Origin of the sequence: Bacillus sp. FSL K6-3154, assembly GCF_040869395.1 — a bacterium.
GTDB lineage: Bacteria > Bacillota > Bacilli > Bacillales > Bacillaceae > Bacillus > Bacillus safensis.
This window is the reverse complement of record NZ_CP152033.1, coordinates 1,504,788-1,528,892: the sequence shown is the minus strand read 5'-3', so window position 1 is coordinate 1,528,892 and position 24,105 is coordinate 1,504,788. Positions and strand designations below refer to the sequence as shown.

Here is a 24,105-nt window from a genome sequence, read left to right as displayed (position 1 = left end):
CTGTCAATCTTTCCTCATATTATATCACTCAATGACAATTTTACATGAAATTCCCTACCAATAGAATGTGACATATTGATTAGATTTGGAGTCATACCATATTTTTTAGAAAATCGGGTATAACATAATGAGCTGGCCTAAAGTCATATTGCTTGATATTAATTGTGCAAAATATAAAATAGCCACAGGATAAATCGAAAGGATGATCAAGATGAGTAAGAAAGTGTTATTAGTATCGACAAGCAGCCCGGAAATGAATGGACATCCAACAGGCTTATGGCTAGAAGAGTTAGCAGAGCCATTTCATATTTTTAAAGAAAATGAACTAGAAGTACAAATTGTCTCTATTCAAGGTGGCACTGTACCAATTGACAAAAATTCAATTCCTGAAGGTGTCCCAGCGCAATATCAAGATGTATATGAATTACTTCAAGACACAAAGGCGCTTACAGATGTGAATCCCGCAGATTATGACGGAATTTTCTTTGCTGGAGGGCACGGCCCTATGATCGACTTTGCGTCTAATCAACTGGTAGCGGATGCGATTTTAGCGGTTTCAGATAAAAATGGTGCGATCGGAGCCGTTTGTCATGGTGTTTCAGCATTCGTTGATGTGAAGGACCAAAATGGCAAATCATTTATCGAAGGCAAAAAAATCACAGGTTTCACAAACGAAGAAGAGGAAGCCGTGCAGCTGACATCAAAAGTTCCATTTTTATTGGAAACAAAACTTCGTGAGCAGGGGGCAGCGTTTGAAAAAGGAGATGCCTTTGCGCCATTTGCTGTCGTTGACGGACAAATCATCACTGGACAAAACCCGGGATCAAGTGCAGAAACAGCACGCTTGTTTGTCAAAACCATTGCATAAAACGATCAAAAACCAGTCGTAACTCATGCGGCTGGTTTTTTGTTATAAAAATGTCCCAAAAAAGACCAAAACAATAATTAGAAGAATGGTAAAATAATCACAGGGTAAAAAACCCAAATGAGGAAAAAGGGGATGTTCCTGTGAGAGCATTTTATGTCAAAATCACCGCAGCTTTACTGTCTGTTTTACTCGTCGCAACAGGTTTGTTTTCACCAGCATTAAAAGCAGAAGAAGCACCGAAATCAGAAGGGAAAATATCACCACTGACGGAAAAAGCGATTCAGCAAGTGCAAGAATCGTTTTTGAAGCAGGATGAAGGAACCGCTATTCAACAGAAGCAAGTGAAAAAATCATTTAAAGTGAATAAGAAGAAAGGAATCAGTATCAAACGAAAAGCTGCTAAAGAAGGCAAAATGCGCACGTCTGCCGTTCGCTCCATTGATGGACTAGCTATTAATCAATCGGCTGTCTTAACAGAGGACGACCCAGTTGATTTATGGTTTTTAAGCACATCTTCACCTCAGGCTCTCATCAGCCGGATTACCTCTTCAAACCCTGATTATTTTGTTCAATTATTTGTTGTTGATTATGAAACAGGACAAGCCTACCCGACAGATTTAATTCAACCGGCAGGCAGCCTGCTTGGATTGACCAATTTACCAGCAGGTGATTATGCATTCGGTATTACAAGCGGCGGAGAATTTGGAGACTCCTACACGATACAAGTGAATGCAAAAAACCCGCCCAATTTCACGGGGGCTGTATCCCTTTCGTCCACCTTGCAATATTTTGTAGCTGAGTATGCAAACGGTGATGTTTTCGCAAATGGTACAAAAGTGTACAATAAGCAAACAAAGACCGCCGATTATAAATGGGAGCGTGTGTTTTACTTCTCATATGATGGAAAATATGAACAGAGAACTCATTCTGTTGACAGTGTGAAAGTGAAAAGTATTTCGGCACCAGTGTCGTATTCCGCTCCATATGCAAGTTCCTCTGAGGCCATTCTCGTCTACTTAGATGTGGAGACTTTATTTATGTATCATGAATCATCGTTTGCTAGCGGGCAGTACTACCATAGTAGCTTTGTTGATACACTCGGGAAGACAACACCAAGACGCTTAGATATTGATGATATGACAAATTACGGTGATCATATTTTAGCTGTAGATTTAAAAACAGGAAAGCCGATTGATTTCTTCAGTGTGCTGAATTTCTACTATGCTGCAGGGATCGAGAAGCTGCCAACAATCAGAACGTTGAATTAAGAAAGGCGGTTGACATCAAATCGCCACATGTGTAGAGTAAAGATAATTAAATGACAAAAGTCCACTAGGGGAGTCATGTATGACTGAGACAAGAGAAAATCTTGGACCCTTTGAACCTGATCTAGTTCGTACTAGCGGAGGGAAGTGGAGCTGGACCTTGTCTTATTCATGATTGAATCGATAAGAAGGCCGCTCCATTTGGGGTGGCTTTTTCATTTATTCAACTGAAGAAGAGGAGGCTTTTTTTATGACATTTTCTACGCAATTAAGGAAAGAAGCAGAACTGTTATTTGAAGCCATTTATCAGCATCCGTTCGTCAGAGGCTTGGCAGCAGGAAAGCTGGAAAAGGAACAAATCATTCATTATGTCAAACAAGATGCAGAATACTTACAAGCATTCATTAAAATTTATGCAGCAGCGCTCAGCAGATGTACAGACAGGGAGGATATTGCGTTTTTCCATCAGCAGATTGCGTTTGTACTAGATAGTGAGACGCACCCTCATCAAAACCTTTGCCGAGTGGCAGGAGTCGCATATGATGAGCTCCAAGGTGCTTCTTTGGCTCCGAGTGCTCACCACTATATTCATCACATGCTGCAAGTTGCGCAAGAAGGCACGCTTGGTGAAATCATCGCTGTCCTGCTTCCATGTCCTTGGACATATTGGGAAATAGGGAAACGAATGCTTACAGATGTGCAGCCAGACCCGTCACATCCGTTTTATGAGTGGATCACGTTTTATGGAGGATTAACCGATTCTGTTACAGGTGAGCTTTGCAGGCGGCTCGATCAGTTGGCGGAAGCAGCAAGTGAGAAGGAAAAGGAAAAAATGAAACAGCACTTTATCTTAAGCTGCCAGCTCGAGTACAAGTTTTGGGAAATGGCCTTCACTGTTGAAGAGTGGCCAGTTCAACTGGAGGTGCATTCATCATGACATGGAAGATGAAAGAAGTCGTCCTTGCGGTGATTTTATCCGTTGCGTGTGGTGTGATCTATTTAGGATGGTCCACGCTATACTTACCGATTACAGCACTTGTTGGCCCAGCAGGAGGCAACATCATGTTTGGAATATGGGTCATTGCCAGTCCAATCGTTGCATATATCATTCAAAAGCCGGGGGCTGCTCTGATTGCGGAAACAGCCGCCGCGGCTGTGGAATTATTGACAGGCAGCCACTTCGGACTTTCAGCTCTGCTAATTGGTGTATGCCAAGGGCTTGGGGCAGAAATCGCCTTCGCTCTTTTTGGTTATAAACGGTATCGCATGTGGACATTGATGCTCTCTGGTGCCTTTGCCGCTATCGGAGCGATGGCGTACAGTCTCGTGGCAAATGGCTTTGGTTATTACACGCCTCAAGTTTTACTTATGACCCTTGTGACTCAAATTATCAGTGGAATGATACTTGGCGGCTGCCTTGCGAAAGTGGTGGTGGACGCACTATCCAAAACAGGTGTACTGAATCAATATGCCATCATGAAAGAAAAACGAAACAAAGGTGAACAGCATGAATTCATTTCTCACGTGCAATGAACTCTCTGTCCGTTTTTATGAACAGCCTAAGCCCGTTTTGCATCAAATCTCCCTTACGATTCAAAAAGGGGAAAAGGTGCTTATTTTAGGACCGAGCGGAAGCGGGAAATCCACGCTCATTTCGGTTCTGGCTGGAATCATTCCAGAGCATGTGGAAGCAGACATGCAGGGCGAAGTGGTGCTGCAAAGACATACAGGCGTGATGTTTCAAGATCCAGACTCTCAGTTTTGTATGCACCGCGTCAATGAAGAAATTGCCTTTAGCTTAGAGAACCGTTCCGTCCCTCGTGAAGAGATGGATGACCTCATTCAGCAGCTCATGCAAAAAGTCCAACTGAATGTCGATCCGCATACAGAGACTCACATTTTATCTGGCGGCATGAAGCAGCGATTGGCACTTGCTTGTTTACTCGCATTACAGCCGGATGTTCTATTCTTTGATGAACCAACCGCACAGCTTGATCCGGCAGGTAGAATGGACATATTTCAACTGCTGCAGCAGCTTGCAGCCGATCAGCAGCAGACCATGATTTTTGTAGAGCATGTGCTTGACGGTGTCATCGAATGGATGGACCGGGTGATTTTATTAGATGATCAAGGCAGCATTTTAGCAGATGGAGCTCCAAAAGATGTGCTCACGGCATATGAGGAAGAAATGAAAGAGGCTGGTATTTGGCGGCCCAAATTATTTCCCGAGAAATGGTCCACGATCATTCAAGATCCATTTCATCCACTGAGTCAAACCTTTATGCAAACTTTTAAAACACGAAAAGAGCAGCGAAAAAAAGTGCCATCAATCGAACGAAAGACAATGATACGTACAGAAAATCTTCAATTAAGCTACGGGAAAAAAAGGATTATGAGTGATCTCCAGCTTGATATCAAATCAGGGGATTGGGTGGCGATCATCGGGGAAAATGGAAGTGGGAAAAGCACACTTCTCAAACATTTGGTTCGTTTAGAGCCAACGAAAAAAGGCCACATTTTCTTAAAAGATACACTTCTAAAAAAGTGGTCAGACCGAGAACTATATGAAAAAGCAGGCTTTGTGTTTCAAAATCCAGAGCTTCAATTTATACAAGACACAGTATTCGATGAAATTGCCTTTGGCGGCAGACAGCGAAACTGGCCAGAATCAGTCGTACAAGAAAAAACGGTTCAGCTGCTGAAAGAGTTCGGTTTAGAGAATCATGCAAAAGCACATCCCTTCACCTTAAGCTTAGGGCAAAAAAGAAGATTAAGTGTTGCCACGATGCTCCTTTTTGATCAAGATGTATTGCTGTTAGATGAGCCGACTTTCGGGCAGGATGAAAAAACGGCGAAGGAATTGATGAGGCGTTTAAAAGAGCGTCAGCGCCAAGGTACGACCATTGTGATGGTCACACATGATATGGAGCTTGTCGATGAGTGTGCCGATCAAGTGCTTCTGTTTCATCAAGGGAAGCATGTTTATGATGGCACCCCTTATGATTTATTTTCAAATCAAGAACTTGTCGATGCTTATCAGCTGAGAGCTCCTTTACATTATCGCTATGTGGCAGAAAGAAAGGACGTGCTGACGATTGCAAAGTAATCACTCCTTTCTTTCTACTGTGAATCCAGTCATGAAATTACTCGCTCATCTGCTTGCGATGGGCTGTCTCATGTCGATTTCTGACCCTAAAACTACCTTTATCATTTGGCTGTTTGCTCTTGGCATTGGAGTTGTTTTAGGTGGATGGAATATGAAGTATCTCGTTACAAGGCTTGTCCCTTATTTGCTCTTTTTTATTCTCGTCTTTTGGATGATGGCGGCCTTCGGCAAGGGGGATCATACCGTTTGGAAGTGGGCGTGGTTTCATATCACAGAGGAGAGTTTAAGAAATGGGCTCACCATCGCTTTTAGAATGCTGGGATTTGTGACATTTGGTCTCCTTTTTACGTCCACAACAGATTTGACGGCATTTATGATGAGTCTGATTCATCAATGCCGAATGTCCCCAAAATGGGCGTATGGCATGCTTGCCGGCTTCCGGTTTATTCCGTTATTTCAAAGTGAATTAAAACAAATGAAAGCTGCACACAAAATCAGAGGCTACAAGCAAAAAAACAGCTGGAAAGCCTTTATGCGTTATGCATTGCCCCTTTTTACGCAAGGCGTACGAAAATCAGAACGCTTAGCGATTGCAATGGAAGCCAGGGGCTTCACAGGGACGAGAGAGCGAACGTATTATCATATCATCAGCACCTCATGGATTGACTATATGTATCTTTTTCTCATCGGTATCAGTGTCTTCATGTGCATTTACTTTGTTTAAAAAACACCCACATTCTCTTGATAGAATGTGGGCTTTTTATATGTCTTAGGTCATTTGATTGATATTAGTACACATTACAGGCTGTAATAGATCATATAACGAACCGATAAAGAAGGTGTACTAGAAAAAGAGAGGATGAACGTAAGCGAATGTCACAGAGAATCGATAACATAATAGACGCTTTACCAATCATTGGACTCGCTATGAGAGAGCAGCTAACCTTTTCTGTTTTAGGGAAAGAGAAGGTTCTTTACTATCAGCAGCATGGGAATATTGATTTAGGATTTAAAGCTGGTGATGCACTAGATGCTGGATTCCAAAACTTTGCGATGTTGAAAAATGGGAGAGAACCATCGTTTATCCAAATTCCGAAAGAAGTATACGGGATTCCAATGGATATCGTAGCCGTTCCAATTAATGATGAATCAGGTCAAGTGGTTGCTGCCTTCTGTGTGGCATATGACCAAACGAATCAACAACGATTAGATCACATCATGACGGAGAGCAACGAAGCTTCCGAAAAACTAGTCGCAATGGTACAGCAGGTTGCCGCACATTCAGAGGAACTACAAGCGACAAGTGAACAAATTCTACAAAATACGAAAACCACTGTCGAAAATTCCTCTAAAATCAATCAAGTGTCCAATCTCATCAAAGGTATCTCTGATCAAACGAACTTACTTGGACTCAATGCATCAATAGAAGCTGCAAGAGTAGGGGAAGCAGGAGCAGGCTTTGGAGTGGTCGCAACAGAAGTGAGAAAGCTGTCAACTCATGCGAAACAGGCGACGACTGATATTGAAACAGCCCTAAAAGATGTACAGGGGTCGATCAAAGGAATGGAAGAAGAAATTGCGCAAATTGTCGCTTCCTCTGAGCATCAAGCAGAACTAGTAGGCACTTTTACGAAAATTATTGAAGGTCTTCACGAAACAAACGAAACGATGAAAGCATTAGCAAACGACTTAGTAAACTATCAAGTGAAATAAAAGAACGACAAAACCTCCAGCTGAATCGGAGGTTTTTTTTATCATTTCAAGGTGAGAAACTTGTTAGGATTATGACCGTTTTATCGCTGACAGGCAGGATACACTTCTGTATGATAGAAAAAGAGAGACTAGTTTTGTCATTAGACCTATTCATAAGGAGGAAGATCATCGTGACACAATCAGCGAAGCTGAAAGAAATACTTGCACCCTACCGTCCGTTGTTAGATGAAACGGAAAAACCAATGATTCAATTGCAGATGAAACAAGGAAAAACAGGACCATACGACAGCAAAATAGCTGGTGATCCTTATTTTCCAAAAAACGACGAATATCCAGTTGACGGCGAAGGACATCCTATGAAACTTTTGGCGCAAATTAATTTCGGCCTGCTGCCCAAGATGAAGGATTATCCAGAAACAGGACTTTTGCAAGTTTTTATTTCTGTGCATGATGATCTTTATGGGATGAATATTGACCATAAAACAGAGCAAAAAGATTTTCGCATCAAATTTATTGAGGAACCTTTCTTGGCAGAAGAAGAGTTAATGACTGATTTTTCTTTTGTGAAAATTCCAGACGATTTTTATTTTCCTGTGACGAAGGAAGGCGCAATTACAGGTGAATTATCAAGCGAAACGATCAGTGTAGGAGATTTCCGCTTTGAAAAAGTCACAGGAAAGAACAGCTGGGACCTATTCGAAGATGCAGAAGGTGTTAATGGCGATGAAGCAGATGCCCTGCTGGATGAATTTTATGAAACAGCGAGTGGCTTTGGTCACAAATTGGGCGGGTACCCAGGGTTTACACAAGAAGACCCGCGTACCTATGTAGATCAAGAACATACCGTTCTGTTATTACAAATTGACTCAGATGATGAAGTAGATTTGATGTGGGGAGATTGCGGTATTGCCAACTTTTTTATCAAACCAGAAGACCTTAAACGAAAAAATTTCGAGAATGTCGTCTATAATTGGGATTGCTCCTGATTTTGTAAAAAACACACTATAAACACTCTTTTTAGAGTGTTTTTGTGTATGTTTTTAGACTTTTTTGCCCCTATTTCGTCATTTTTGAGAGGTAATATGTCATTCTTTCTAGTTGACCGGATCAAAAAAAAATGTAAAATCATCTTAAAGTCCTCTTTTTTGAAAATAATAATAACATGACATATGAATCAACGATAAAATGCTCGAAAAAGCGGAATGTACTGGGGGGTATCAATTGATCATTTCTAAAGTAATCAATAATAATGTTGTCAGTGCGTATGATGACGAGCAGCATGAGCTGGTCATTATGGGCAGAGGGATCGCGTTTCAAAAGAAAAGCGGAGACCCGATTGACGAAGAACGAATCGAAAAAGTATTTTCTATTCAAAATAAAGATATATCAGAAAAATTCAAAACCCTGCTTTATGATATTCCAATCGAGTATATGCAAGTGTGTGAGGCGATTATTGAGCATGCGAGAACAACCCTTAACAAAAATTTAAATGACAGCATCTATGTGACGCTGACGGATCATATCACCTTTGCCATTGAACGTCATCAAAAAGGAATGGATATCAAAAATGCCTTGCTCTGGGAAATCAAACGGCTGTATAAAGATGAGTTCAAATGCGGTTTAGAAGCTATTCGGATCATTGAGGACAAGCTGAGCATCCATCTTCCTGAGGATGAAGCTGGCTTTATTGCCATGCATATTGTCAATGCAGAGCTCAATGAGGAAATGCCAAACGTGATTCAAATCACCAAACTTATTCAAGACATTTTAAACATCGTTAAATATCACTTTCAAATTGATTTAGACGAGGAATCATTAAATTATTTCCGATTTGTGACGCATTTGAAGTTTTTTGGACAGCGTCTGTTTAACGAAACACAAATGGAAAATCAAAATGAGTTTCTGTATGAAGTGGTAAAAGAGAAAAACACTGCTGCTTTTCAATGCGCAGAAAAAATTAACGAGTATGTTCAAAAAGAATACAACCGAAGTCTCATAGAAGATGAAATGCTATATTTAACTTTGCATATAGACAGAGTAATAAAAAGAAAATAAATTCAAAAAGAAAGCGTTGACATCACAAAATTAACATGATAATTTATAACTATAAACTAAATAACCCACAATCTTTTAGGATTGTTACTGGTCAAGCAGGCAAAACCTAAATCATTGTCCCTATCTTTGATAAGGCATGATTTAGGTTTTTTTATATCTAAAGACTTATAAAAATTAAATAACGATCAATCGCTATGAAGGATTGTTACTGGTTAAGCAGGCAAAACCTAAATATCGATTAATGTCTGAATCGCTATTTCTCGGACATTAATGGATGTTTAGGTTTTTTCTATATCAAGATGAAATCAACGATTGGAGGGTAACACAATGAACCACAAACAAACAGCAAAAGAAGTGCTAGAACTTGTCGGCGGTGAAAAAAATGTTAAGCAAGTTACACATTGTATGACAAGACTTCGCTTCAACTTATACGATGAAAGCAAGGCAGATAAAGAAAAGCTGCAATCAACAGACGGCGTCGTGGGCGTGAATCAAAGCGGAGGCCAATATCATGTCATTATCGGCAATGATGTCTCAAATGTCTATCAAGCGATGATCGCTGACTCAGGTCTATCATCTGATGTAAAGTCAGGCGGTACAGAAGAAGCGTCAAAACAAAATGTGATATCAAAGCTATTCGATTTTATCTCTGGTGTCTTTACACCGATTCTTCCAGCCATCGCTGGGGCCGGTATGATCAAAGGGATTTTGGCACTGATGCTCACATTCCAGTGGATATCAGATAAAAGCAGTACGTATGCGATTTTAACAGCCATCGGAGATGGAGCCTTTTACTTCTTACCGATTCTGCTTGCTGTAAGCGTAGCCAAAAAAATTGGCACAAATCAGTATATCGCGGCTGCCATTGCAGCAGCAGCACTGCACCCGCAGTTAACCGCTTTACTGGGCGCGGGAAATACAGAATTTCTAGGCTTGCCAGTGGTTGCCGTTGTGTACTCTTCATCGGTGATTCCAATTCTACTCACCATCTGGCTTGGTTCATATGTTGAAAGATTCGCAGAAAAATATAGTCCGAAATCATTAAAGATCATTCTTGTTCCAACGGTCACACTTCTAGTCGTTGTACCAGTTATGCTCATCGCGGTTGGACCGCTTGGCGGGATTATCGGAAGTGGCCTTTCAGGTGGAATTGATTTATTGTTTAAACATGCAGGTCTTTTGGCCGGACTCTTGATCGGCGGATTCATGTCACCATTGATCATTACCGGCATGCACTATGCATTGCTTCCAATCATGATCAACAACATTACGTTAAACGGTTTTGACTACATTCTTCCAATGATGTTTGTAGCGAATATGGCACAAGCAGGCGCAGCATTCGGTGTCTTCTTAAGATCAAAAAACAAAACATTCAAATCATTGGCGATGTCTACAAGTATCACAGCCTTAATGGGAATTACTGAACCTGCTATGTATGGTGTGAACATGCGATTGAAAAAACCGTTCCTTGCAGCCCTTATTGGTGCAGCAGCAGGCGGCGTGTTCATGTCAATCTTTAAAGTAAAATCATATGTGATATCTGGATCAGCAGGCCTCCCAGGACTACCAACATTCATTGGACCAACATTTGTCTACTCAATCATCGGTTTAGTGATCGGATTTGTTGTAGCAACGATCATGACACTTGTTCTCGGATTCAAAGATGTACCAGTGAAAGATGATACAAAAGCAGACAAACCAGAAGAAAAGAAAGACACAGCAGCACTTCAAAATGAAGTGGTACAAAGCCCGCTTGAAGGTCAACTAAAGCCGCTCAATCAAGTAAATGATGCAACATTCTCTAATGAAATCATGGGTAAAGGAGCAGCTATTGTACCAACAGCTGGGCGTGTTGTAGCACCGTTCAACGGCAAGGTTGAAACCATTTTCCACACAAAACATGCCATTGGCTTGAAGAGTGAACAAGGTACAGAACTTCTCATTCATGTCGGGATTGACACGGTAAAACTTGGCGGAAAGTATTTCACAAGTCATGTGCAGTCAGGTGATCTGATTCAAGCAGGAGATGTACTCATTGATTTTGATATCGAGGGCATTCAGCAAGAAGGCTATGATGTCACCACACCTGTTATTGTCACCAACACGAATGATTATGCACAAGTTGATGCGAAAACAGATGGAACGATTACAGTAAAAGAGACACTACTTACAGTCAGTGTAGAAGAAAAAGAGGAGGGTATTCAACATGAACAAGTTAGAAAAAACATTTCCTAAAGGTTTCTTATGGGGCGGCGCTGTTGCAGCCAACCAAGTTGAAGGCGCATATAATCAAGATGGAAAAGGCTTATCGACAGCTGATGTGTCACCAAATGGTATTATGCACCCATTCGATGAATCAATGAAAGACCTTAACTTATATCATGATGCAATCGATTTCTACCATCGCTATAAAGAAGATATTGCACTCTTTGCAGAAATGGGATTCAAGTGCTTCAGATTATCCATTTCTTGGCCGCGTATTTTCCCAAATGGCGACGATGCGGAACCGAATGAAGCAGGCCTCGCTTTTTATGAAAAAGTATTTGATGAACTGCATAAGCACGGAATTGAGCCAGTTGTCACCATCTCTCACTATGAAATGCCGCTCGCACTTGTGAAAAACTACGGCGGATGGAGAAACCGCAAGCTTGTGGATCTTTATGAAACATACGCTAAAACATTGTTCACTCGCTTTAAAGACAAAGTGAAATATTGGATGACATTCAATGAAATCAATGTCGTGTTACATGCGCCTTTCACTGGCGGCGGACTTGTATTTGAAGAGGGTGATGACGAGAAAAGCATTCAATATCAAGCAGCACATCACCAATTTGTTGCAAGTGCTTTGGCTGTCAAGGCAGGACACGAAATCATTCCTGATGCGAAAATCGGCTGTATGATTGCAGCGATGACAACTTATCCGTACAGCTCAAGACCAGAAGATATGTTTGCTGCAATTGAGCAAGACCGTAAAACATTATTCTTCTCAGATGTACAGGCAAGAGGTTATTACCCAGGTTACATGAAACGTTATTTCCTTGAAAATGACATTAACATCGAGTTCCAAGAAGGGGACGAAGACATTTTAAGAAACCATACAGTGGACTATATTGGCTTCAGCTATTATATGAGCTTTGTGACAAGTACAGATCCAGAGATTCTTGGACAAGTGACTGGCGGTAACTTATTTGAAGGTGTGAAAAACCCTTATCTAGAAGCAAGTGATTGGGGCTGGCAAATTGATCCGAAAGGACTTCGTACAACACTGAATCAGCTGTATGACCGCTACCAAAAGCCATTGTTTATCGTAGAAAATGGATTGGGTGCTGTCGATCAAGTAGAAGAAGACGGATCAATTCAAGACGATTACCGAATTGATTACCTCAGAAGCCATTTGCTAGAGGCGAGAGAAGCGATCGCAGACGGAGTTGACCTGATCGGTTATACAAGCTGGGGCCCAATTGACCTTGTCAGCGCATCAACGGCTGAAATGAAAAAACGCTACGGCTTCATTTATGTTGACCGTGATAATGAAGGAAACGGTACATTAGATAGAAAGAAAAAGAAAAGCTTCGATTGGTATAAACAAGTGATTGCGACAAATGGGGAACATTTGGATTACTAAACAGAGAAAATATTGTTTCGCTCCTTTAAGAACATATAGTGTCTTGAAACGGTGAAAACAATTTGAATCAGGCATTATCATTCATTGGGTCTCCTCTAGGGGCTTGATGGTGATAATGCCTTTTTTATGAAAAAGACAAAATTGAACAAAAAATAAACCACACTTTAAATTGTTGCGTGGTTCATATAAATCATATAATGGTTTTAATTCGGTAATACCTATTCTTCAAGTATTTCTTTTATATCTTCAATGATTAGGGTATTTAAAATTAAATTCTAGTAGACTTAACCCTTTCCCAATTGTGGTCTAAGAAAAGAATCCTATTCTCTAGTGGTTATCAGCAGCAATTCTGTCTTCAATTCAGTAATTATACATCTGAATCTTTCTCCACTGTATGAATTCATAATCAATGTTATAAAATTTAACTAGCTCAGGATAGACTATTAATAACTTGGTAGTACTCATGGAACTAGTCAGTCAGCTTTTTATAGTCATTGTATCAACCTTTTTTCAAATTCTAATTCATCTTTGACATGTATTCCGTAATTTCCTATAGAGGGAATTGTAGGTTTAACCATTCTTGCTTTATCAATTGCACCAATATAGATGTTTTTGAAAGAATATCCCTTTCTTTGATAAAACCTAATTGCATTTAAGTTATCATTACTAGTGATTAAATTAATAGAGTGTATATTTTGTGTTTTTAGATTTTGTTCTAACTCAAAAAGTAATCTACTTCCAACACCATGGTACTTTTCTAGAGCCTCCAAAGTCAGGATTTCTGCCTCTTCTTTGAATATTTTGTAAACTAATATTCCTACTATATAATCTCCACGTTTAGCCAACAAAATGTTTTCATTTAAAACATTATAAGTTGTCCCTTTAGACACCATAGTCGTTCCACCCCAATGTTCATTAAAAAACCATGTTAACCACGAAAAGTCTTTTGAACTTGGCTGAGTTATTATCAATTCTTCTGAAAGAGAACATTTTTTTGACAGCTGGATATGGGCTATTTCTTTTTCATGCGCTTGATCCTCAGAAAAATGGATTGAGATGCCTAGTTTTTCGGCGTTTATTTGAGCAAGTTTTTGTGCATAGTTCGAAAAATCTTCAGGGTCAATACCAAAATAAAAAAAACTCTCAGGTGGATTCTTTTTGTACCACAGTTTGCTACTGATGACATATTCGTTTTGTTTTGTTTCAGTTATGCTGATATCATCATATAATAGTGCTCTTCCTTCAATAAACTCTAAGACAAATTCATCTAATTTGTTTTGAGTAAATATACGGTTTTTTTCTTGAAAATATCCTATTTCACTTAATTTGCTGTGAATCCAATTAATTAAATCATCCTCGTTTAGTTCATTATCTCTCGCTAGTGCCATTAGCATTGCAATGTAATTAACGATTGTTTTGCTTCTCTTAGTTGAAATGTTTTTATAGATGTTTTCTAAAATATCGTTGTTAAGTTTATTCATTTTACATATACAACTTCCTTTTCAATTAATTGTTTACTCAATGCTTGCAGGTCTTCGATACAAGTTTGAACATCTGTATCATATTCTTCAGTAATTTCTAACAAGTTACCAAGATTGTGGCTTTGGCTCGTTTGTATCCATACTTGTTGGAATATCTCCGATTTCATCATAACTTCCATAAACTCTTCAACGGAGAATTCTAAAGGATGGAATGAATAATTTGAATACCTGTGCTGGTGTAATGGGGGGTATGGTTTATAATTTTATTACCTATCGACGGATAGTTTATTTTCTTTGGCGAAATCATTATATAAATAACATTCATCATAAGGTAGCCATGAATGTACACTCCTTTCATAAAGTGTTAAGGTATGAAAAAACAAGTTTATAATACATGTCCATTAGCAATAACTACATTACTAAACTCAACAAGAAGAGTAGTTTTATAAACTTTATTCTTGTAATCATTTTTCTATTTATGTATTAAATTTCAAGTTAATACCCTAACGAAAGTCATAATATCACATTTTTCTTATTTTTTTAATTTAGATCAATAAATTTTTGACAAGTTTTTATATCGATACTCTCTATCTAATAAAGTGAATATCATTGAGGAGGCAGGGATCTTAACGAATTTTTAGTACCACCTGTAGGGGGCAATGAGTTGGTATGAAAAAGAGTTGCCTTAGCATTTGATTTCACCGATATATTTAAACCAAAGCTTCGAGACCCCATAAACTATAGTCACACTTTTAGGTTTGCTTGAGGGAACGATGGAAAAAGCAGTATTGTAATTTCTAATAATTAGGGTGGATTTTCAGTAGGAGATATTCTGTGCTAGGAAGATGACTTGAATGTATCAATCCACTTAACTTGTTAGACAACCTATGAGTATAAAAATGGTTTTTAAGAAGATAACGTATGTTCAATATCTTTTTAAACTCAACTATAGAAGTAATACGATTAAACTTAATATCAAGTTGATTGAGATGACAAAAAATAAAGAACCGCTTAAAAAAGCGGTTCTTTATTATGAAGGTCAGCTTTTTCTGTAAGTTTTCGCCTATTTCCACACTTGATCTGCAATCTCAATCACATGACGCAGCTTTTCCCATTGCTGCTCTTCTGTTAACAGGTTGCCTTCCTCTGTTGAGGCGAATCCGCATTGTGGGCTCAAACAGATTTGGTTAATGTCTACATATTGAGCCGCTTCCTCAATGCGTTTTTTAATCTGTTCAACTGGCTCAAGCTCTCCGTATTTTGAAGTGACAAGGCCTAGTACGATTTGAAGGTTTGGGTTCTTCACATATCGAAGGGGCTCAAATCCGCCAGAACGATCGTCGTCAAACTCTAAAAAGAGACCATCAAGATCTAAGCCGGCAAAAATAGTTTCTGCTGCCGCTTCGTAACCACCTTCAGCTGCCCAAGTTGATTTAAAGTTACCGCGGCAAATGTGCATCGTAATCACCAAATCCTCTGGGCGGTCAGCAACAGCTTCATTGATTGTCTTCGCAAACGATTCACGAAGTTCATCTTCTTCTCGGCCAAAGGCTTTGATTTGTTCGTGGCCTTTTTCAGAAAAGAACACCGCCCATGCCGTATCATCCAGCTGCAAGTAGCGGCAGCCTGCATCATAAAAAGCACGGATGGCTTTCTTATACGCTTGTGCCACATCATGGTGGAATTCTTCTAAGCTGTCATACACCCCTTCTTCAAGCTTTCCACGGAAAAAGAGCATATTCGGACTTGGAATCGTCATTTTAGCCGTATGATCACCAGCGATGCTGTGAAGGAAACGATAATCCTCCAGCATTGGATGATCTGTAAAATCGATCTTGCCTGTTACCTTGATACCTCTAGCTTTTGTCGTTGTGTTATGGAATTGAATGCCTTGATCTGCTTCAAATCCTTCAACTCCATCGAGTCCTTCAAGAAAGTCAAAATGCCACCATGCACGTCTGAATTCACCATCTGTGACAACCTCTAACCCAATTTCTTTTTGCTTCTCTACAATACGTGTAATTTCTTCGTTTTCAATTTGTCGGAGCTGCTCTGCTGTCAGCGTACCGTCTGCTTTTTGCTTGCGTGCTTCCTTGATGCGCTCTGAACGAAGTAAACTTCCTACTTGATCTGCGCGGAATGGTGGTTTCGTTGTTTTCTTTCCAATGGTTTGTACTTGTGTCATGCTGAATCCCTTCTTTCTTCAGGTTAAAAAATCAAATAAAAAAGCTCTTCCTTAGATAAGGAAGAGCATCATATACTGTGAGAACTCTGCCTTATCTTCAAACAAGCATTTGCTTGCTTAAGGAATTAGCACCATTCTGTTCCTAGGAACAGCGGTTGCCGGGTTTCACAGGGCCAGTCCCTCCACCACTCTTAATAAGGTTACCTTTTGATTCAATTTTCTTAATAAACACAATTATTCAACGTTTTCAGGGAAAAGTCAATGGTTTTTACAATTTAATTTCCTACATGACCAAATCAGCGACAAGAACACCAGCAAGTCCGACAAGTGAAAGCACGGTGACCATCAATGTCCACGTTTTAAAGGTTTGAGCCATTGATAGGTTAAAGTATTCTTTATAAATCCAGAAACCCGCATCATTCACATGAGAGAACGTGATACTGCCAGCACCTGTTGCGATCACCATTAATTCAGGGCTGACACCCGTCAGGCCAATCAGTGGTGCAGAAATGCCAGCCGCCGTGAGACCGGCGACAGTGGCTGATCCTAAAGAGACACGAAGGACAGCAGCAATGAGCCAAGTCAGAAGCAGGGGAGAAAGTGTGCTTCCTTGCATGATTCCTGCAATGTATTGATCGACGCCGCTATCAATGAGCACTTGTTTAAAGGCGCCGCCACCTGCAATAATTAATAGAATCATAGCAATAGAGCCGATAGAATCCGTGATGGACTTCATCACATCCTGCATGCTCTTTCCTCTTCCAAGCCCAAACGTGTAGATGGCAAGCAGCACTGAGATTAATAGTGCAATCGCTGGTTCGCCTAAAAACTCAGCGGTTGGCAGCAATGGGGAGGATGGGAAGAAAATTTCTAGAAAAGCTCTGAATGTCATAAGTAATACAGGCAAAACAGCGGTGAAAATGCTAATGCCGAAGCTAGGCATTTCTTCTTCTGTGAATTCCTTTGGATTAAATAAGTTCTTTGGGATATGTGCGTGCAACTGATCTTTTTTAAATAGTTTCGTAAACAGAAGTCCGCCTACTAAAACAGCAGGAATCGCTAAAATAATCCCAACCAATAAGGTTTGTCCCATGTTTGCCTGAAAGACATTCGCAATGGCAGTCGGTCCTGGGTGAGGAGGGAGGAAGCCATGTGTGGTGATGAGTGCAGCGACGAGCGGCATACCCACATACAGCACAGGAAGTCTTGCAGCCTGAGCGATCGTAAAGACTAATGGAATTAAGATAATGAATCCGGTTTCATAAAATAGAGCAATTCCAATCACAAACCCAGTCAGCATCGTCGCCCATTGGATTTTTCCGATGCCAAATCGGTCAATAAGTGTCATCGCGATCCGCTGAGCTCCGCCAGAATCAGCCATCAATTTCCCAAGCATCGCTCCAAAACCGAGAACGAGTGCCAGATGTCCGAGCGTACTGCCAAGTCCTTTTTCGACGGAAGCGATCGCTTCTAGTGGTGTCATCCCTTCTAACACAGCAACAATTAAAGAGACAATAATCAAAGAAATGAAAGCGTTTAACTTAAAGACAACCATGAGTAACAGCAATAACAAAACGCCAAGTCCAATAAACACTAATGACATGATCTTTCCTCCTTTGTGGTGCATAAGGGGGTGCAACACCCCCTATGCCTTATCCTTCAAGTATGTCTACAGCTTCTTTTAACGTATTCTTTGCCCCAACATTTCCCGGGAAAATCACATAAGACATGAAAGGGAATTTACTTTCTTCTCCTGTTTGCCAAACAGGGATCCCTGGTTTGATTTGACCTGCCACAGTCGCACGTTTCACGCTAAGTCCTCTTGTCCCAATATCGCTGGAGGTAATTCCACCTTTGGCAATAAGATACTTAGGACGAATGGTGAGACGCTGGACAATACTTGTCACAGCATCACTAATCTGTACAGAGAGTTTTAGTTCTTCCTCTTGGCGATCATCCCCAAGATCAAGCCGTTCTCTTCTTGTATAAACAGCCACAGATTGACCAGCTGCCAACAGTGTTTCAGTTTGCTGAATGACGCGGTCAATTTCTTCGCGAAAGGCATCAGGCTTTAACACGAGGTGGGTATTAAATTCAATAAAAGCCATCTCTTTATTTTGCTCAAGCGCTTGTAATTGTTCTGTTGTTTTTTTCACATGAGAACCGACCATAATAAGACCACCATGAGGGCTTTCTTCTTGTATCAAGTCATCTCTTGTTAATAAGGCTTGATCCCCTATACCGCCAAGTACTTTTGTGAGCGCCGCCGCACTTCTGAACATCAGCTGCTGTCCTGCTTGAATGGCTTCAATGAGAGCGGTGACAAAGACTTTGACATCATCATAATCCACCGCGTTTACAACCACCTTTTTGAAATCCTTCACACCCATGAGCTGTTGTTTGATTTGATCAATGCGTAAAGCCCGCAGATCAGCTAACGAAATGTAGGTCGTGTTCTCTTTTGTGAACATTCCTTCTGACTTTTCTTCAATCCATTCTCCAAGATGTGATGATTGAAAGCCGAATGTGCGGTCTCTTGCAAATTCTGTGTCACCAGCAGGAATTAATTCATGTCCTTCCTGTACGTAATGAATATTGTCGATCGTAAAGCGTCCACCTTCTTGGAAAAAAGGAAGAAGGATTTCACCATCGAAATGGCGGGAGCTTTGCTTTTCAATGGTCATTTTGAGTACTTCGGTTTCAAGCGGAAAGTGTCCGCGAAGAGTAGAATCCCCTCGGCTGACAATGACGAAGTCCTGATTAAGCCGTTCAGCCACCTTTACAATGGTTGCAGCGATTGTTTCGTGCACAGCGGCAGTTTCTTTCTCTGTCATACTGCGAGAATTGGTCAAAATAAAGAACATGCGGCTGTCTTCAAGAAAACCAGCTTCAATGCTTTCCTCTGACCAATCGGTGAAAACAGAGACGCCATGTACGGTTTGAATCCCTGTTGGATCATCGTCTAATACAATAACTTTATGCTGAAAGCTGCTCAGTGCTTGTTCGTATGCTGATTGAATGGCCTTTGAATCTGCTTTCGGAATGGCATTCAGTATGTCAGTGCTTTGTTTCATGACCATCTCATCCTTTCTTTACTTCGACATGAGCCATTTTTTCGTAATATTGAACGATGCCTCCATGATCAAGCCCGGATTTTCCGTCCGCTTTGAGGGCGTGGAAGATTTCGAGCAGCTGACTAGAAAGCGGAAGAGGAACACCGATATCATGAGCAGTTTCCATGACATTGGTTAAATCCTTCAAGTTGATGTCGATGCGTCCGCCAGGTTCAAAATTTCGTTCTAAGATGAGAGGAACTTTTGCATCGAGCACGGCACTTCCTGCCAGTCCGCCGCGGATGGCTTCATACATCTTATCAATGGCAATGCCTGATTTAGCAGCTAGAACGAGCGCCTCGGACATGGCCGCAATATTTAAGTTGACGATGATTTGATTGGCAAGCTTCGCTGTTGTCCCGCTGCCATTTGCCCCAACTAATACGACTTCAGTGCCCATTGAAAGCAGGACATCCTTCACTTGCTCAAAGATGGATTCTTCGCCGCCAGCCATGATGGCAAGTGTTCCGTCTATTGCCTTCGGTTCTCCGCCGCTGACAGGTGCATCGATAAATTCCACCTGATGCTGTTTGGCAAGAGCAGCTAAAGCCCTGGAGGTGACAGGAGAAATTGAGCTCATATCTACGATGACAGTGCCAGGTGCAGCTGTCGTTAAAATGCCTTGATCACCTGAAACGACTGCCTCTACATGCTCTCCTTTAGGAAGCATTGTGATGATGATATCGCTTTCAGAAGCTGCCTCAGCTGCTGAAACAGCACCTTTTGCTCCGGCTTCTTGTAACGATCGAATCGCTTCCTCATTTAGGTCAAAAACTGTCAAAGCATGACCAGCTTTTAATAGATTGAGTGCCATAGGTTTTCCCATAATACCTAGTCCAATGAATCCAATCTTCTTTGTCACGTTGTCCGCCTCCTATATAGAAAACCCTTACAAAAAGCGCTTTCTTTTCATTTTGTTAGTATATATACTATCTTTTAAATTTAATAGTAGGAAATAAACTATTGTTCATTTAATGTACATGACGTGATAGGAACGTGTCAACGGAAAATATGAAAAAAGTCACAAAAAAAGACCGGAATCAGCTCCGGTCTTTTGTGTTTATGTTTTATTTTTAGCTACGGCTAAACGAGATCGTTTCACGTTTTCAATGGCATTTGATCCTAGCTCTAAAACAGCGGTGACGTATAGTACATCAATGATCACAAGCTGGTTGATACGGGAGATCATGGAGTCTGATCGATAGGTTGTCTCTCTTGAAGAACTAAGCAGATGAAAGTCAGACCGCTTTGCGAGCTCAGATTTCGGATAGCTGGTGATAGAAGCAACCTTTGCCCCTTTTTCTTTTGCAAACTGTACGGCGTCAAGAATTTCTCTGCTCTCTCCTGAATGGGAGATTGCAACGATAAAATCGTGTTCCGTGGCGTGTGTTGCAATCATATTCATCATATGCGGATCACTGCATAGGCTCACTTCAAAACCAAGCTGCAGGAACTTATGATAAGCATCCCCAGCAATAAAGCTGGACGCGCCTGCTCCAAAAAAGACGGTTTTATGTGCCTGTTTCATGTGTTCAATGAATTGTGTGACGGCATGATCTTCTAAAATATGCTTCATATCTTGTATAGAGTTTGTTGTTAACTCTATGACCTTATGTTTAATGTCAGCTACACTATCGGTTGCCTCGATCTCACCGTATATGGATTGAGGTGTATTGGTCGCGATATCCTGTGCGACATGGACACGAAACACTTGATACGATTCATAGCCAATTTTTCTTAGAAACCGAAAGATCGTCGTTTCACTTGTGCTGCATTCAGCAGCGAGTGCACTTATAGAATGAAGCACAACTTTCTGAGGGTTTTGTAAAATGTAATTGGCAATCTTTTTCTGGGTTGGGGACAAACTATGAAACGTTGTCCGAATGTGACTAAAAATATTCTCTTCTATGATAAACACCACACTTCATCTAGCATTCTACATTAAGCATACAGGAACTTATGAAAACGGTAAACAAACCCGATGTGGAAAAATGAAGAATAATATGGAAAAAATACTTCTTTTGGTTCTTTTGTCATGGTATACTCATTTGGTAATAGACAAAAATGGGGGTTTTTACTATGACAATGAAAAAAGGCCTAACGATCAGCCTGCTCATTTTCTCACTGATTGTTTCCTTGTTTGCGCCAGTTGGATCTGCTGATGCCAAACAAGCAAAAAAAGCAAAAGTAAGCACACACTATTATAAGAAGAAAAAAACGTTCAAATATGCACAGGTGAAAAATCTAAGCAAGACGCATATGAAAACCATCAATCGTGATTTAAAAGAAGATATCGCCTTCTCTTATTCTACTTACTTGTACTTAAAGGACGAAGCGAAAAAAGAAGGCTTTGGGAAGATCACGTACGAGAGATCGTTTCAAACGAAATTTAACAATGGGAAGAAATTAAGTATCTTAAACTATGATTACATGAATGATGGGGGAATGCACGGAGACACAATGGTTTCCAGCATGAACTATGTGTTAACAAAGAAAAAAACAAAGCAGTTGTTCTTGACAGACGTTGTGAAAACAAAGAAAAAGCGTACGAAAGTAAGAGATTATATTTATAACTACACAAAGAAACATAAAAGCAAATTCTACGCGAACCTGAAAAAAAGCGACATTGAAATCAACTACAACACGCAGTATTACTTCACGAAAAAGGGAATTGCTGTTGTCTTCCAGCCATATGAAATTTCACCTTATTATGTTGGAATTCCTATGATTCAAGTTCCTGCGAAGGTATATAAATAAAAAGAAAAACGACCAGATTCAGTGGTCGTTTTTTGCTGTTTATTCAACAAAAAGAGCCCCCTCATGAGGCTCTTTTATTTGGATTTATACTTGTTTAGGTGCATCGTTTAGTGGGTGACGGCGTTTTCCGTTGTAGTGGCGGCGCATACGAAAGATTTCAAACTCCGAAAGCTCTGCGCTTTTTCTTTTTTGGGTGCGGTTATCTTTTTTGAAAGAGAATAGTAAGTAGCAGCAAAGTGAAGCGATAATCAATAAAATCATCATATGACATTCCTCCAATTCATCCTATTCTTTAAGTGTAGACAGGGTGAGTGATGTTTATAACTGAAAATAAGCAGCAGACTTGGTTTAGTTCTTAAGGTTCATTCAATCTGCTATTTTAGGTCTAAAATACTGGTTGTTTTTAACTATTATATTTCCAGTTATTTCACTCGTCAAGAAGAATTTTTTCTGGGGTTGTCTCTATTAGTACGAATAAGTGTCATAAAAGTTTCAGAAAATTGTAAACTTTTATTAAAAAACCGTTCCCGAACAGGAACGGTTGTAAACATGTTTATGCTTTTTCTTCAAATAAACGGGCAATTTCAACGATAACCTCGGTTGCTTTCACCATGTTTTCAACGGAAATAAATTCATATTTACCATGGAAGTTTTCCCCGCCAGTAAAGATGTTTGGCGTTGGGAGACCTTTATATGAAAGCTGGGAGCCGTCTGTGCCGCCGCGAATTGGTTCAATGACCGGTGTTACTGAGCGATTTTCCATGGCTTCATGAGCAATGTCCACAATATGTTTCACCGGCTCAATTTTTTCTCTCATATTATAATATTGATCCTGAATGCTGAGAGTGATGCTGTTTTCTCCGTATGTGGCTTTTAAGTCATTTGCTATTTTTTCAAACAGTGCCTTGCGATTGTTGAATTTCTCTTTATCAAAATCACGGATAATATATTGCAGCTCAGCCTCTTCTACTTCCCCTACAAATTTCGTCAGGTGGAAAAAGCCTTCGTAGCCTTCTGTATATTCTGGAGACTCGTCAGAAGGCAGTTTATTGTGAAAGAGCATCCCAATTTTCGCAGCGCTGACCATTTTGTCCTTTGCTGTTCCTGGGTGGACGTTGTTTCCTTTAATGGATACTTTCGCGCCCGCTGCGTTGAAGCTTTCATATTGCAGCTCGCCAAGCGGTCCGCCGTCAATTGTGTACGCATAGGAAGCGCCAAAGGCATCAACATCAAACTTGTGCGGCCCTCTGCCAATCTCTTCATCTGGCGTAAAAGCGACGCGGATTTTCCCATGCTTGATTTCTGGGTGTTCGATGAGGTAATGCATAGCTGTCATAATTTCTGCGATACCAGCTTTGTTATCTGCACCAAGCAGGGTTGTGCCATCTGTTGTGATCAGCGTATGTCCTTGGTACTTTTGTAAATTCGGAAACTGTTGTGGAGATAAAACGATATGTAGATCTTCATTTAAGGTAATGTCGCCGCCTTGATAGTTCTCATGAAGCTGCGGTTTTACATTTTTTCCGGTGAAGTCAGTGGCTGTGTCGATATGAGCCAGGAAGCCAATGGTCGGCACGTCTTTGTCTGTGTTAGATGGGATTGTTCCCATGACATAGCCGTTTTCATCCATAGTCACTTCTTGAATCCCGATGGATTTCATCTCTTCAACAAGCTGTCTTGCCAGGTTCAATTGTCCTTCAGTAGATGGGCAGCTTTCCTTTTCTGCATCTGACTGCGTATCTACCTTCACATAACTTGTGAAACGCTGAATCATTTCCTCTTTCATCTATACGTCACTCCTTTTGTAGAATACGTCCATTTTATCACGTCTTGAATGCGCTTCATAACAAGAAAGGCTTTCTCTGGCAATTAGAGAGGAAAAAGGCCTACTTTCATTAGGTAATGTGCTGAATGGTTCTTTAGGGTGATTTTTTTGG

20 protein-coding genes and 2 riboswitches are annotated in these 24,105 nt (G+C 40.5%); of the genes, 12 read left to right on the top strand and 8 right to left on the bottom strand.

The genetic code is table 11. The features are described from left to right. Nucleotides 1–211: 211 nt before the first annotated feature. The 11 genes from MHH61_RS08045 (at nt 212) to MHH61_RS07995 (ending at nt 12,632) form a co-directional block, all read left to right on the top strand. The gene (locus MHH61_RS08045) at nt 212–868 is read left to right on the top strand and encodes a type 1 glutamine amidotransferase domain-containing protein (protein WP_024427546.1); all 657 of its coding nucleotides are present in this window, start codon (nt 212–214) and stop codon (nt 866–868) included. A gap of 140 nt (nt 869–1,008) precedes the next feature. Continuing rightward, nucleotides 1,009–2,136: a hypothetical protein gene (locus tag MHH61_RS08040; protein ID WP_025093766.1), complete on the top strand. Its 1,128-nt coding sequence runs from the start codon at nt 1,009–1,011 to the stop codon at nt 2,134–2,136. A gap of 56 nt (nt 2,137–2,192) precedes the next feature. Beyond that, nucleotides 2,193–2,296: riboswitch (TPP riboswitch) on the top strand. A gap of 87 nt (nt 2,297–2,383) precedes the next feature. Continuing rightward, nucleotides 2,384–3,070, top strand: a complete 687-nt coding sequence (gene tenA, locus MHH61_RS08035; RefSeq protein WP_125586910.1) for a thiaminase II — start codon at nt 2,384–2,386, stop codon at nt 3,068–3,070. After that, nucleotides 3,067–3,666, top strand: a complete 600-nt coding sequence (locus MHH61_RS08030) for an ECF transporter S component (RefSeq protein ID WP_125586908.1) — start codon at nt 3,067–3,069, stop codon at nt 3,664–3,666. The genes tenA and MHH61_RS08030 overlap by 4 nt, the downstream gene beginning before the upstream one ends. Beyond that, complete coding sequence (locus tag MHH61_RS08025) at nt 3,641–5,239, top strand: ABC transporter ATP-binding protein (RefSeq protein ID WP_125586906.1); 1,599 nt, start codon at nt 3,641–3,643, stop codon at nt 5,237–5,239. Before MHH61_RS08030 ends, MHH61_RS08025 begins: the two co-directional genes overlap by 26 nt. Further along, nucleotides 5,229–5,963 (top strand): energy-coupling factor transporter transmembrane protein EcfT, encoded by a 735-nt coding sequence (locus MHH61_RS08020; protein WP_125586904.1) that lies wholly within the window; start codon nt 5,229–5,231, stop codon nt 5,961–5,963. Before MHH61_RS08025 ends, MHH61_RS08020 begins: the two co-directional genes overlap by 11 nt. Nucleotides 5,964–6,112: 149 nt before the next feature. Further along, the gene (locus MHH61_RS08015) at nt 6,113–6,952 is read left to right on the top strand and encodes a methyl-accepting chemotaxis protein (RefSeq protein WP_025093771.1); all 840 of its coding nucleotides are present in this window, start codon (nt 6,113–6,115) and stop codon (nt 6,950–6,952) included. A gap of 170 nt (nt 6,953–7,122) precedes the next feature. After that, on the top strand, nt 7,123–7,938 hold the full coding sequence (locus tag MHH61_RS08010; protein WP_125586902.1) for a YwqG family protein: 816 nt from the start codon (nt 7,123–7,125) through the stop codon (nt 7,936–7,938). Nucleotides 7,939–8,173: 235 nt separating this feature from the next. After that, on the top strand, nt 8,174–9,007 hold the full coding sequence (gene licT, locus MHH61_RS08005) for a BglG family transcription antiterminator LicT (RefSeq protein ID WP_025093772.1): 834 nt from the start codon (nt 8,174–8,176) through the stop codon (nt 9,005–9,007). Between the two features lie 327 nt (nt 9,008–9,334). Further along, the gene (locus MHH61_RS08000) at nt 9,335–11,242 is read left to right on the top strand and encodes a beta-glucoside-specific PTS transporter subunit IIABC (protein WP_125586900.1); all 1,908 of its coding nucleotides are present in this window, start codon (nt 9,335–9,337) and stop codon (nt 11,240–11,242) included. Further along, complete coding sequence (locus tag MHH61_RS07995; RefSeq protein WP_061110275.1) at nt 11,214–12,632, top strand: glycoside hydrolase family 1 protein; 1,419 nt, start codon at nt 11,214–11,216, stop codon at nt 12,630–12,632. The genes MHH61_RS08000 and MHH61_RS07995 overlap by 29 nt, the downstream gene beginning before the upstream one ends. A 491-nt stretch (nt 12,633–13,123) precedes the next feature. Here MHH61_RS07995 and MHH61_RS07990 read toward each other — a convergent pair whose 3' ends face one another. From MHH61_RS07990 to MHH61_RS07965, 6 genes are all read right to left on the bottom strand, one after another. Next, nucleotides 13,124–14,113, bottom strand: a complete 990-nt coding sequence (locus tag MHH61_RS07990; protein ID WP_034667859.1) for a GNAT family N-acetyltransferase — start codon at nt 14,111–14,113, stop codon at nt 13,124–13,126. A 1,063-nt stretch (nt 14,114–15,176) separates the two neighbouring features. Continuing rightward, nucleotides 15,177–16,298: a 5-methyltetrahydropteroyltriglutamate--homocysteine S-methyltransferase gene (locus tag MHH61_RS07985; protein WP_024423919.1), complete on the bottom strand. Its 1,122-nt coding sequence runs from the start codon at nt 16,296–16,298 to the stop codon at nt 15,177–15,179. An 88-nt stretch (nt 16,299–16,386) separates the two neighbouring features. Further along, nucleotides 16,387–16,499, bottom strand: a riboswitch (SAM riboswitch). An 82-nt stretch (nt 16,500–16,581) separates the two neighbouring features. Beyond that, nucleotides 16,582–17,901 carry a gluconate:H+ symporter gene (locus tag MHH61_RS07980; protein WP_125586898.1) on the bottom strand — a complete coding sequence of 440 codons (1,320 nt, stop codon included), beginning with the start codon at nt 17,899–17,901 and terminating at the stop codon, nt 16,582–16,584. A 49-nt stretch (nt 17,902–17,950) separates the two neighbouring features. Further along, nucleotides 17,951–19,372 (bottom strand): four-carbon acid sugar kinase family protein, encoded by a 1,422-nt coding sequence (locus MHH61_RS07975; protein WP_251215194.1) that lies wholly within the window; start codon nt 19,370–19,372, stop codon nt 17,951–17,953. Between the two features lie 7 nt (nt 19,373–19,379). Beyond that, a complete protein-coding gene (gene garR / locus MHH61_RS07970; RefSeq protein ID WP_034624128.1) occupies nt 19,380–20,273 on the bottom strand; it encodes a 2-hydroxy-3-oxopropionate reductase in 894 nt (297 codons plus the stop codon). 198 nt (nt 20,274–20,471) lie between these two features. Continuing rightward, on the bottom strand, nt 20,472–21,329 hold the full coding sequence (locus MHH61_RS07965; RefSeq protein WP_024427535.1) for a MurR/RpiR family transcriptional regulator: 858 nt from the start codon (nt 21,327–21,329) through the stop codon (nt 20,472–20,474). A 161-nt stretch (nt 21,330–21,490) separates the two neighbouring features. Between MHH61_RS07965 and MHH61_RS07960 the strand changes: the two genes are divergently transcribed. Continuing rightward, nucleotides 21,491–22,168: a DUF3298 and DUF4163 domain-containing protein gene (locus MHH61_RS07960; RefSeq protein WP_024427534.1), complete on the top strand. Its 678-nt coding sequence runs from the start codon at nt 21,491–21,493 to the stop codon at nt 22,166–22,168. A gap of 84 nt (nt 22,169–22,252) precedes the next feature. On the opposite strand, the gene MHH61_RS07955 is transcribed toward MHH61_RS07960, so the two are convergent. Continuing rightward, nucleotides 22,253–22,432, bottom strand: coding sequence for a hypothetical protein (locus MHH61_RS07955; protein WP_008345664.1), 180 nt, complete (start codon nt 22,430–22,432; stop codon nt 22,253–22,255). 289 nt (nt 22,433–22,721) lie between these two features. Beyond that, nucleotides 22,722–23,954, bottom strand: coding sequence for a peptidase T (gene pepT / locus MHH61_RS07950; protein WP_070326191.1), 1,233 nt, complete (start codon nt 23,952–23,954; stop codon nt 22,722–22,724). Nucleotides 23,955–24,105: the final 151 nt, after the last annotated feature.

Coding starts and splice junctions, on each gene's coding strand:
- MHH61_RS08045 (WP_024427546.1), top strand. CDS start 212: ATGAGTAAGAAAGTGTTATTAGTATCGACAAGCAGCCCGGAAATGAAT.
- tenA (WP_125586910.1), top strand. CDS start 2,384: ATGACATTTTCTACGCAATTAAGGAAAGAAGCAGAACTGTTATTTGAA.
- MHH61_RS08030 (WP_125586908.1), top strand. CDS start 3,067: ATGACATGGAAGATGAAAGAAGTCGTCCTTGCGGTGATTTTATCCGTT.
- MHH61_RS08025 (WP_125586906.1), top strand. CDS start 3,641: ATGAATTCATTTCTCACGTGCAATGAACTCTCTGTCCGTTTTTATGAA.
- MHH61_RS08015 (WP_025093771.1), top strand. CDS start 6,113: ATGTCACAGAGAATCGATAACATAATAGACGCTTTACCAATCATTGGA.
- MHH61_RS08000 (WP_125586900.1), top strand. CDS start 9,335: ATGAACCACAAACAAACAGCAAAAGAAGTGCTAGAACTTGTCGGCGGT.
- MHH61_RS07995 (WP_061110275.1), top strand. CDS start 11,214: ATGAACAAGTTAGAAAAAACATTTCCTAAAGGTTTCTTATGGGGCGGC.
- MHH61_RS07990 (WP_034667859.1), bottom strand. CDS start 14,113: ATGAATAAACTTAACAACGATATTTTAGAAAACATCTATAAAAACATT.
- MHH61_RS07985 (WP_024423919.1), bottom strand. CDS start 16,298: ATGACACAAGTACAAACCATTGGAAAGAAAACAACGAAACCACCATTC.
- MHH61_RS07980 (WP_125586898.1), bottom strand. CDS start 17,901: ATGTCATTAGTGTTTATTGGACTTGGCGTTTTGTTATTGCTGTTACTC.
- MHH61_RS07975 (WP_251215194.1), bottom strand. CDS start 19,372: ATGAAACAAAGCACTGACATACTGAATGCCATTCCGAAAGCAGATTCA.
- MHH61_RS07960 (WP_024427534.1), top strand. CDS start 21,491: ATGACAATGAAAAAAGGCCTAACGATCAGCCTGCTCATTTTCTCACTG.
- MHH61_RS07955 (WP_008345664.1), bottom strand. CDS start 22,432: ATGATGATTTTATTGATTATCGCTTCACTTTGCTGCTACTTACTATTC.
- pepT (WP_070326191.1), bottom strand. CDS start 23,954: ATGAAAGAGGAAATGATTCAGCGTTTCACAAGTTATGTGAAGGTAGAT.